The sequence below is a fragment of the Candidatus Zymogenaceae bacterium genome, from assembly GCA_016931225.1.
Taxonomy (GTDB): Bacteria; Desulfobacterota; Zymogenia; order Zymogenales; family Zymogenaceae; genus JAFGFE01.
The window spans coordinates 22,649-33,258 of sequence record JAFGFE010000035.1 but is presented as its reverse complement, the minus strand read 5'-3'; the positions used below and the strand labels follow the sequence as shown (position 1 = coordinate 33,258).

Sequence of the window (10,610 nt, the reverse complement as noted above, 5' to 3'; positions counted from 1 at the left end):
ATCGTCGAAATAGCCGCCTAAAAAACTGTTTTTTGGCGGTTACCATAAAAAAACGAGGGGGTATTAACTGAATGGTAAACCACGAGGAGGAGACGAAAGTTCAGGAGGATTCCTTACAGCCCGACGAAATCGCCAGCGCCGCCGCTGTGGAAGAACCGGTCTCCAAAACAGAAAACAAAAAAATGGATGAGGCGGATATCGCCAAGCTCTATGAAGAGAGCCTGGAGCGTCTCAAGGAAGATGAAATCGTCAAGGGAACGATCATCCAGGTCACCAAGGACTACGCCCTGGTGGATGTGGGCGGCAAATCCGAGGGCCAGATTTCGATTGGTGAATTTACCAATGATGATGGACAGGTTGAAATACAACCGGGGGATGAGGTAGACGTTTACATCGAAAAGAGTGAGAATGAAAACGGCCTTGTTGTGCTGTCCAAGGAAAAGGCCGACCAATTCATCCTCTGGGAAGAGATCCGAAAAGCGTGTGAAGAAGATGAAATTGTCGAAGGCAAGATCGTCAGCAAGATAAAGGGCGGCATGGTGGTCGATATCGGCGTCAAGGCCTTTCTGCCCGGCTCTCAGATCGATCTTCACCCCGTGAAGGACCTCGACAGACTTATCGGAAAGGTGTTTCGGTTCAAGATCGTCAAGTTCAACCGCCGCCGGGGCAACATTGTCCTGTCTCGCCGCGCCCTGCTCGAACAGGAGCGGGAAAAGCTCAAAACCGAAACACTCAAGGTTCTGGAAGAGGGGATGATCCTCGAGGGCATTGTAAAGAACATCACCGATTACGGCGCGTTTATCGACCTGGGTGGTATCGACGGTCTGTTGCATATTACCGATATCTCATGGGGGCGTGTGTCTCATCCCTCGGATCAGCTCAGCATCGGCGACAAGGTGGAGGTGAAAATCCTCAAATTCGACCGGGAGCGAGAGCGGGTATCTTTGGGCATGAAGCAGATCACCGCGAATCCGTGGGACCAGGCCGAAGAGAAATACAAGAACGGCGACCGGGTGACCGGAAAGGTGGTCAGCCTGACCGATTACGGCGCGTTTCTGGAGCTGGAAGAGGGTATCGAGGGATTGATTCATATCTCCGAGATGTCCTGGACCAAGAATATAAAAAGCCCCACGCAGGTGGTCTCGCTGGGAGACATGGTCGAGGCGGTCATCCTCAACGTCGATGCGGAGAACAAGAGAATTTCCCTCGGCATCAAGCAGACCGAGCAGAATCCCTGGGAGATCATCAAGGAGAAATATAAACCCGGATCCACCATCAAGGGAACGGTCAAGAACGTTACCGAGTTCGGCCTGTTCGTCGGCACCGAGGAGGCGGTTGACGGACTGGTTCATATCTCCGACATTTCCTGGTTGAGGAAGATCAAACACCCCGCGGAACTCTACAAGCGCGGCCAGGAGGTCGAGGCGGTGGTGTTGAACGTGGACCCGGAAAACGAGCGGTTCTCCCTGGGCATCAAGCAGCTCACAGAGGATCCCTGGAAACGGGACCTCCCCGCCAAATACGCTCCGGGAACCATCGTCGATGGAGAGGTCGTCAGCATCACGAACTTCGGCGTCTTTTTACGCCTCGAGCCGGAAGTGGAGGGATTGATCCACGTTTCGGAGCTGGCCAAGGGCCGAGTGGACGATCCGCAGAATTTCTGTAACGTGGGGGACACCCTGAAGGCGATAGTCGTCAACCTGGATGCCCAGGAGAAAAAGATCGGCCTTTCTATAAAGGCCCTTGAGCAGTCCGAGGAAGACACTCAGTACATGAGCTATATGAAGCAGCAGGAAAGCCCCACCGCACAGCTCGGCGATGTATTGAAGATGAAAATGCAAGAGAAGAACGTGGAGTTCGCTCCGGCGGAGGAGGGAGAGGAAGAGTCGAGTTAATACCCTCGGATTTCACGTGTCCGATAACCGGGTTTACCCCCCGCGCTTCGGAGGATACTCCGAGTACTCGTTCTATACAATGCTTCAATTGGTGTGAATGGAGTATCGCGGAGACCGCAGACACAGGTGGGATACGGCCTAAAAAAGAGGCTGGTTCAGGCCCCGGTTTGAACCGGTTTCTTTTTTAATGGCCCCCGGTATCGTAACGGGAGATAGATACATATGCAGAAAAAAAAGATGCTCACAGCGGTGACGGTTGTCGTCATTTGTCTGGTTATATTGGGTGGGTTGTATGCGCTGGCAAGTTTTTTGGTGACCGGAGCAAAGCCCTTGACCGGAACGTTCGGAAAGAGTATCGCAATTGTCGAGGTGAAGGGACTGATCGCCGATTCTGAAGACGTCATCAAAGATCTGAAGAAATACCGGGACGACACCGGTGTGGCGGCGGTGGTCCTCAGGGTCGATTCACCAGGCGGGGTTGTGGCCCCGTCCCAGGAGATATACGAAGAAGTCAAGAAGCTTACGGAGAAAAAGCCGGTTGTCGTCTCCATGGGGAGCGTCGCCGCGTCGGGGGGATATTATATCTCCTGCGGCGCCGATTACATCATGGCGAATCCCGGCACCACCACCGGCAGCATCGGCGTTATCATCGAGATGATGAACTTCGAGGGTACGGCCGACCTCATCGGGATCGAGGGGGTTGTCGTCAAGAGCGGAGACCTGAAGGACGTCGGCAATCCCTTTCGGGCCATGACCGACAAGGAGCGACGATTCCTCCAGGAATATGTAGACAGTCTTCAAGAGCAGTTTCTCGCCGTTGTCATGGAGGGACGAGGGCTCTCTCGTGAAGATGTGGAGTTGATATCGGACGGCCGCATCCTGACCGGGGCGCAGGCCCTGGAGCTGGGGCTGGTCGATGAGCTGGGGAATCTGGAAGACGCCATCAAGAAGAGCGCGGAACTCGTCGGCATCGAGGGAGAGCCTCATGTCATCTATCCCCCAAAGGAGAAGATCACCGTTTTAGACCTAATGCTGCAGGAGTCGACACGGGAGCTTAAGAATATGATGGTGCTGGGCACATTTCGGGCCGAGTACCGCCTGGCCCCGTAGAGATGATCATGAAATTCCTCAAGAAAACACGGCCGATGATGCTGTTGGCCGCTTTGCTCATACCGGCGGCGATCATGGCTCCGGGCGCAGCCTCTGCGATGGATTACATCATCGTCCCGATACTGACCCGGGAAGCCTCAGACCTGGTGGACCAGGTTGCGCCGTTTCTCTCTCCCGAGGGGGTGGTGTCCGCCGATCCGGGAACCAATTCGCTCATCATCATGGATACCCCGGAGAAGCTCGAGGAGATTCGGGGCATCATTACACATCTGGATCAGCCCGGGAAATCGGTGCGCCTCAGGATAGAGTTCCTGGACGTCAAGGGCTCATTTGCCATGGATATGGGTGCCGACTGGATTGTGAAGAAAGACGGGTTCGTGGTCGGGACGCCGGGCACGTCCATCGAGGGTGATGGGATCGTGTTTCGGGCGTTTCCCAACGCGACGGGCATCACCGCACACAGCGTCACCACCCAGACGATACTGGTGATGAGCGGATCCGAGGCGCGGCTGACCGTCGGGAGGAACGTGCCGGTCAGGAAAGATTTTCTGGTGGACCTGGAAGACCTGGGATACATTGACAATGCCGAAGTGGAATACCGGGAGGTAGCCACCGGTTTTGTGGTGACACCCACGGTGACCGGAAAATATATCAAGATAGAGATAGCACCCTTCATGTCCTATTTTATCGGAGATGCCGAGGGAGAGATCATTTTTTACGAGGCGTCGACGAGCATACTGACGTCCGACGGCAATACGGTTATGATCGCCACAAACGCCACCGAACAGGAGGGCGTTGCCGCGGATATATACGCGGGATTGTTTATCCACAGGGGATCAACCGGTTTTACCATTTCCATAACACCGACTATTGACAGGTAAGGAGGCACAGAAAAACCGCCTATGGAACAGCTTGAAAACAAAATCACTCAGCTCGCGACGGAAGTGAAAGACATGAGCGGCACGGTGGAAAAGACGGACACCGAGCTCAGAAAAAAGAGAAAAGAGCTGAAGAGGACCCAGAGAAAACTCAGGAAGGCGAAGATACACGCCTCGGCCATGGAGGCGAAGGAGGCCAAGCGTCGCGAGAAGCACGAGCGGGAGGCCAAAAAGACCGAAGAACTGCATAAGGCCGCGGAAGCCGCCCGGGCCGAGACGGTGAAGGAGGCGGAAGAAACACCCCCGGTCGAGGAGACCCCGGCGGAGGCTGCGGAAGCAGCGGGAGCCACGGAAGCCGCGCCCGAGGCGGACTCCGAAGCTCAAGAGGCCGAAAAGTCCGAGGAATAACGGGAGGCCCCATATCGAGGTCGGCATCACCGACGACACACAGGCGGCCGACACATCGATTGTGTGGAACCAATGCTCATTATACAGTAGTGTAGCGGTATGATCTCTCCCCCACTTCTCGGAGCCCATGTATCCATTGCCGGAGGTGTCTCGGAGGCGCCGCCCCGGGCGTCGAGGCTTTCGGTGAACTGCTTTCAGATGTTCACCAAGAACAGCAATCAGTGGAAGGCACGAAGCTTTCGTGACGGGGAAATCGCCGAGTTTCAAAAACGGGTGAAGGAAGGCGGATTCGAATCCATCGTCGCCCACGGCGATTACCTGACGAACCTCGCATCGGCAAAACCGGAGGTCAGAGAAAAATCCAAAGAAAGCCTCGCCGCGGAGCTGGATCGATGTAGACTGCTGGGGATAGAAATGCTGGTGATGCATCCGGGCAGTCACGGTGGAGACGGGGTGGATGTGGGGATCGATCGGGTGGCAAAGGCGCTCGGGGAAATCCTCCCCGGACATCCCGGGGTCCGCATCCTGCTGGAGACAACGGCGGGACAGGGAAGCGGCCTGGGTGTTTTCTTTGAAGAGCTGGCTGAGATATATGATCGCTCGTCTATGCCGGAACGCCTCGGCGTGTGTTACGATACCTGCCACACCTTCGCGGCGGGTTATGACATCAGGACCGAGAGATCATATGAAGAGGTCATGAGGCGTTTCGATGACGTGCTGGGATTGGGTGAGCTGAAACTGTTTCATCTCAACGATTCCAAGCGAGGACCGGGACAGCGCATCGATCGGCATCAGCACATCGGATGGGGGGAGATGGGCGTCAATCCCTTTCGGATGCTGATGAATGATGATTGTTTTTCAGGTATCCCGAAGATCATCGAGACCCCGAAGGAGGGCGATCCCGACACCTATGATCCCATCAATCTCAACGTCCTGAGAGGGCTGTTGTCCCCTGAACACGAACACATCGACCGCATCGGGAGGAGGTCCCGATCATGAAAACCGATTACACATATGTATCATATACCCAGAAAGGCAGCGTGGGCATCATCACCCTAGACAGGCCCAAGGAGATGAACGCCCTCTCCCGGAGTATGTGCGAGGAACTGACCACGCTCATCGGGGATCTCGGCAACAATCCTGATGTCACCGTCGTGATTGTCTACGGCGGGACGGATGTCTTCTCGGCGGGGATAGACATCAACGAACTCGTGGCCATTGATCGGTCCGATTACCGGGAGTATTTCGACTCCTTCATCGACTATTACATTCAGATTTATGATTTCCCCAAGCCGATGATCGCCGCTGTGTGCGGCATTGCCATGGGGGGTGGGTTCAATCTCGCACTGGCGAGTGATTTTATCGTGGCGTCCGACACCGCAATATTCGCCCATCCTGAAATAAAATTCGGCCTCAATCCGCTTTTCGGTCCCTTATGGGCCCGGATCGGCGCCTCCCGGGCCAAGGAAATTGCCATGACCGGCGAGCCGCTGGGGGCGCACGAGGCGGAGAGGATCGGCCTGGTAAACCGGGTTCTTCCCACCGAAGAGGTCTTTATCGGCGCAATGAAACTTGCGGAAAACCTGGCGGAGAAATCTCCGAGAACGCTTTCGATGATAAAGCGCATTTCGGACCTGGTGCCGAGGCTTGACCGTCGCAGTTCCATCGAACACGAGGTTGAAGTATCGGCGCTGCTTCTTTCCTACCGGGAAACAAGGGAGAAGCTTCACACCGTATTGAGCGACTTGAAAAAGAAAAAGGGGAAATAACCTCTCCATGTCCACCGACATCCTCAGAAAGAATTACCTTCTATCGGGATTTACCGAGGACGAGTTTCACACCATCCTCGAATATATCACCCTGGAGCGGTTTGAAAAAGACGCCACCATTTTCGTTGAGCACATGCAGGGTGAATCGATGTTTTTCATCGCCTCGGGGATGGTGAGGGTGACCCGAATGGTCGCCGAGGGCGCGGAAAAGGTGCTGGTGGATCTCGCATCCGGAAACAGCTTCGGCGAACTGGCCCTGGTAAACGGCGGCGTGCGGGAAGTAACCGTGAGGGTCATCGAGGATGCGGATATCTACAAGCTGAGCCGAGAGTCTTTCGAGGGGCTCTTTCGCGAGCATCCACACATCGCCGGATCGCTCCTCTTGGTCCTGCTTCAACGAATACTATCGGATATTCGGGAGATCCTCCCGACAATCTCGGAAATACTGGCAAGAGGATAACGAACGGTTGTGGATACCCCGCTGTACGCCGCCGTTGACATTGGGACGAACACCACGAGGCTCTTGATCGCCCGCGATGTCGGCGGCTCCCTGGAGGTCGTCGAAAGACGACAGCATATCACCCGTCTGGGAGAGGGCATCGGGGACGCAAGCGGGCGGCTTCGATCTTCCGCCATCCGACGGACGGTGGATGCACTCTCGTCGTTTCGCGAGGTCTGGGAGGGCATAGGAGTCGGCTCCTATCGCGCCGTCGCCACCGCCGCGGCCAGGGAATCTGAAAACGGGGACGAGTTCATAGCCGCAGCCCGCGACGAGGCCGGGGTCGCGGTGGAGCTGATCACGCCGATGGAGGAGGCACGCCTTGCCGTTCGCGGGGTTCGCGGCGCGGTGCCGCTGGATGACGGGATCGGCGTGTTGGTGGATGTGGGGGGCGGAAGCACCGAGTTTATCCTGACCGAGAGCGGTGTCGTCTCCGAAATTGTCAGCACCGATCTGGGGGTGGTGCGGCTCAGGGAACGATTTATCACAACCTACCCGCCGTTCCCTCATTCCCTCGTCGATCTTGAGAATTGGCTGGATAATAAGGTCTCGTTGGTATATAATCAGCTACATATATCCCGTGGATCGCACAGCGCCGTTCTTGATGGTACCGATGTGCGTCTCGTTGGAACCGCGGGCACGGCCACATCCCTTGCCGCAATGGATATGAACAGCGTACACTACGATCCCCTCGAGGTTGATGGATATGTAGTGTCCAGGGATGTCGTCGGCGGTTTCATCACACACATATCCGCACTCAACCAAGAGGAAATCCTCGATCGCTATCCGATCCTGATGAAGGGGCGCGAGGATGTTATTCTTCCCGGAATCATGATCATAGCCGCGGTCATGGATCGATTCAACGCAGCCTCCCTCATTGTAAGCGATCGCGGACTGCTCGAGGGAATCGTGGAGCATCTCATACATCAGTCATAGTCATATATACGGTGATAGAATCATGGACACATCCAACGGTGAATGGGGATTGACATTCGACGACGTACTCCTGGTGCCCCGGCATACCCGGGTGATGCCCAAAGACGTCGATGTCAGAACACGCCTCACCAGACATATCTCGTTGAATATCCCGCTCGTCAGCGCCGCGATGGATACGGTCACGGAATCGGCGACGGCCATCTCCATGGCCCAGGAGGGGGGCATCGGTATTATCCATCGCAATATGAGCGTCAAGAGCCAGGCCACGGAGGTGGACAAGGTAAAGAAATCGGTCAGCGGGATGATTGTCGATCCGATCACCGTGGGTCCCGACCAGAGCATTCGCGACGCCCTGGACATCATGGAGAAGTACCGTATCTCCGGCGTTCCGGTCATCGACGGGACGGAACTCGTCGGCATTCTGACCAACCGGGACCTCCGGTTCGAGACGAATTTCGACCAGAAGGTTCGAGAGGTCATGACGTCCGAGAACCTGGTGACTGTCAGTCCCGGTATCTCCCTGGACGAGTCGAAAAAGCTCTTGCACGAGCACCGCATCGAAAAGCTTCTGGTGGTGGACGATGAGTACAACCTCAAGGGCCTCATCACCATAAAGGATATTCAGAAGCTGAAAAAGTATCCCCTGGCGGCGAAGGACGGTATGGGACGGCTCCTGGTGGGGGCCGCGGTGGGTGTGGGTCACGACCGGGAAGAGCGCATTCAGGCGCTGCTGGACGCCCGGGTGGACGTCATCGCTATAGATACCGCTCACGCCCACAACCAGCTGGTACTCGACGCCGTTGCCGACACCAAGAAGAACTTTCCGGACGTCGAGCTGATCGCCGGAAACGTGGCCACTGTTGAGGGATGCCGGGCCGTCATCAAGGCCGGCGCCGACGCAGTGAAGGTGGGTGTCGGTCCGGGCTCCATCTGCACGACCAGAATCATCGCAGGGATCGGTGTGCCCCAGTTCTCGGCCATACAGGGATGCCGGGAGGAGGCGAAGAAGGCGGGTATTCCGATCATCGCCGACGGAGGCATCAAGTATTCCGGAGACGTCACCAAGGCGATTTTCGCCGGGGCAGATACCGTCATGGTAGGGAGCTTGTTTGCCGGGACCGATGAGAGCCCCGGAGAGTTGATACTATTCCAGGGTCGCTCCTACAAGACCTATCGCGGCATGGGATCGATGGAGGCCATGAAGACCGGCTCCAAGGACCGATATTTTCAGGACGAGGTGGAGATGGAAAGCAAGCTGGTGCCCGAGGGGATCGAGGGGAGGGTGCCCTATAAGGGATCGCTGTCGATTTCCATCTATCAGCTCGTCGGCGGCCTCAAGGCGGGGATGGGATACCTGGGCGCCGTCGATATTACGGCCCTTCAGGAAAACGGAACGTTCATCCGCATTACCCCGGCGGGGCTCAGAGAAAGCCACGTTCATGACGTGATCATCACGAAAGAGGCCCCGAATTATCGCATCGATTAGGACACAATGAACGCCTCAGATTCCATCCACCAGGAAAAAGTAATCATACTGGACTTCGGATCCCAGTATACCCAGTTGATCGCCCGCCGTATCCGGGAGCAACGGGTTTACTGCGAAATACATCCGTGCAGCGTATCCATCGAGGACATCAAGGAGATGAAGCCTCGGGCGCTGGTGCTCTCCGGGGGGCCGGCCAGCGTCCTCGACGACGACGCACCGACGGTGGATGCACAAATCTTCTCCCTGGGCGTCCCGGTGCTGGGGATATGTTACGGCATGCAGTTGATCGCCCGCCTGTTGGGGGGAGAGCTCAGCCGGGCGACGATCCGGGAATACGGACGGGAGACCGTGACCATCAGCCCCGGACACCGATTCACGCCGGGGGACGGCCGGGCCGGATCGGGCGATGATGTGGTGGTGAAAAAGGGCCGCCTCTACGACGGCTTCGAGGACTACCCGACGCTGGAAGTCTGGATGAGTCACGGAGACAGCATCATCACCCCTCCACCCGATTTTGCGGTTACCGCCGGAAGCACGAGCTCCATCATCGCCTCCTTCGAGCATGTAAAGAAGGATATCTACGGGGTGCAGTTTCATCCCGAGGTGGTGCATACGCCCCTGGGCAAGGAAATCCTCAGCAATTTTCTCTTCCGCATCGCGGGATTGGCGGGGCTGTGGAACATGCGCTCCTTCATCGACCAGGCGACCGAGGAGATCAAGGATCGCATCGGGGATGATCGGGTCATCTGTGCCCTGTCGGGTGGGGTGGACTCGTCGGTGGTGGCGGCACTCCTGTTTCGCGCCATCGGGAAGAAGCTTACCTGTATCTTCATCAACAACGGCGTCTTGCGCAAGGGCGAGTCGGACCGCGTCAAGAAGGTCTTTCGAGATCATTTCGGCATGGACCTTCACTACATCGACGCAAAAGAACAGTTTTTTCAGCGTCTTTCCGGCGTGATCGATCCCGAAGAGAAGCGAAAGAGAATCGGGAACCTCTTTATTGAGCTGTTCGAGGCGGAGGCGGAACGCATCGAGGGGGTCGCCTATCTGGCCCAGGGTACCCTCTACCCCGACGTGATCGAGAGCGTGTCGTTCAAGGGGCCGTCCGCCACCATCAAAAGCCATCACAACGTGGGAGGATTGCCCGAGGAGATGAACCTGAAGCTCATCGAGCCGCTCAGGGAACTCTTCAAGGATGAGGTGCGGGTGCTCGGTCGGGAGCTGGGGCTGCCGGAGGAGATCATCAGGCGTCACCCGTTCCCCGGACCGGGGCTGGCGGTGCGCATCCTGGGCGAGGTGACACCCCAGCGGGTGGATATCCTGCAGCAGGCGGATATGATCATGGAAAACGAAATCAAGTCCGCCGGTCTCTACGATGAGATATGGCAGTCGTTTGCAGTGCTGTTGCCGATCAAGACCGTCGGGGTCATGGGCGACGAGCGCACCTATGACAATGTGGTGGCGCTCAGGGCGGTCAAGAGCCTGGACGGCATGACCGCCGATTGGTATGAATTTCCCCATGATGTCCTCGCCCGCATATCCGATCGCATCATACGGGAGGTGCAGGGCGTCAACCGGGTGGTGTACGACATCTCGTCGAAACCGCCCAGCACGATCGAGTGGGAGTAG

General features: G+C 56.7%; 10 protein-coding genes. All 10 read left to right on the top strand.

The window, feature by feature from the left end; genetic code table 11:
* Positions 1-71 precede the first annotated feature (71 nt).
* The 10 genes from JW885_13425 to guaA all read left to right on the top strand — a co-directional run bounded on the left by JW885_13425 (position 72) and on the right by guaA (position 10,610).
* Complete coding sequence (locus JW885_13425; GenBank protein ID MBN1883162.1) at positions 72-1,895, top strand: 30S ribosomal protein S1; 1,824 nt, start codon at positions 72-74, stop codon at positions 1,893-1,895.
* A gap of 222 nt (positions 1,896-2,117) precedes the next feature.
* On the top strand, positions 2,118-3,005 hold the full coding sequence (sppA, locus tag JW885_13420; GenBank protein ID MBN1883161.1) for a signal peptide peptidase SppA: 888 nt from the start codon (positions 2,118-2,120) through the stop codon (positions 3,003-3,005).
* Between the two features lie 8 nt (positions 3,006-3,013).
* A complete protein-coding gene (locus JW885_13415; GenBank protein MBN1883160.1) occupies positions 3,014-3,886 on the top strand; it encodes a hypothetical protein in 873 nt (290 codons plus the stop codon).
* A 21-nt stretch (positions 3,887-3,907) separates the two neighbouring features.
* Positions 3,908-4,291 carry a hypothetical protein gene (locus JW885_13410; GenBank protein ID MBN1883159.1) on the top strand — a complete coding sequence of 128 codons (384 nt, stop codon included), beginning with the start codon at positions 3,908-3,910 and terminating at the stop codon, positions 4,289-4,291.
* A 99-nt stretch (positions 4,292-4,390) separates the two neighbouring features.
* On the top strand, positions 4,391-5,290 hold the full coding sequence (locus JW885_13405; GenBank protein ID MBN1883158.1) for a deoxyribonuclease IV: 900 nt from the start codon (positions 4,391-4,393) through the stop codon (positions 5,288-5,290).
* Positions 5,287-6,060 carry an enoyl-CoA hydratase/isomerase family protein gene (locus JW885_13400; GenBank protein MBN1883157.1) on the top strand — a complete coding sequence of 258 codons (774 nt, stop codon included), beginning with the start codon at positions 5,287-5,289 and terminating at the stop codon, positions 6,058-6,060. Before JW885_13405 ends, JW885_13400 begins: the two co-directional genes overlap by 4 nt.
* Before the next feature lie 7 nt (positions 6,061-6,067).
* Positions 6,068-6,520 (top strand): cyclic nucleotide-binding domain-containing protein, encoded by a 453-nt coding sequence (locus JW885_13395; GenBank protein MBN1883156.1) that lies wholly within the window; start codon positions 6,068-6,070, stop codon positions 6,518-6,520.
* A gap of 9 nt (positions 6,521-6,529) precedes the next feature.
* The gene (locus JW885_13390) at positions 6,530-7,495 is read left to right on the top strand and encodes a hypothetical protein (protein ID MBN1883155.1); all 966 of its coding nucleotides are present in this window, start codon (positions 6,530-6,532) and stop codon (positions 7,493-7,495) included.
* Between the two features lie 22 nt (positions 7,496-7,517).
* The gene (guaB, locus tag JW885_13385) at positions 7,518-8,981 is read left to right on the top strand and encodes an IMP dehydrogenase (protein ID MBN1883154.1); all 1,464 of its coding nucleotides are present in this window, start codon (positions 7,518-7,520) and stop codon (positions 8,979-8,981) included.
* A gap of 6 nt (positions 8,982-8,987) precedes the next feature.
* A complete protein-coding gene (gene guaA, locus JW885_13380) occupies positions 8,988-10,610 on the top strand; it encodes a glutamine-hydrolyzing GMP synthase (protein MBN1883153.1) in 1,623 nt (540 codons plus the stop codon).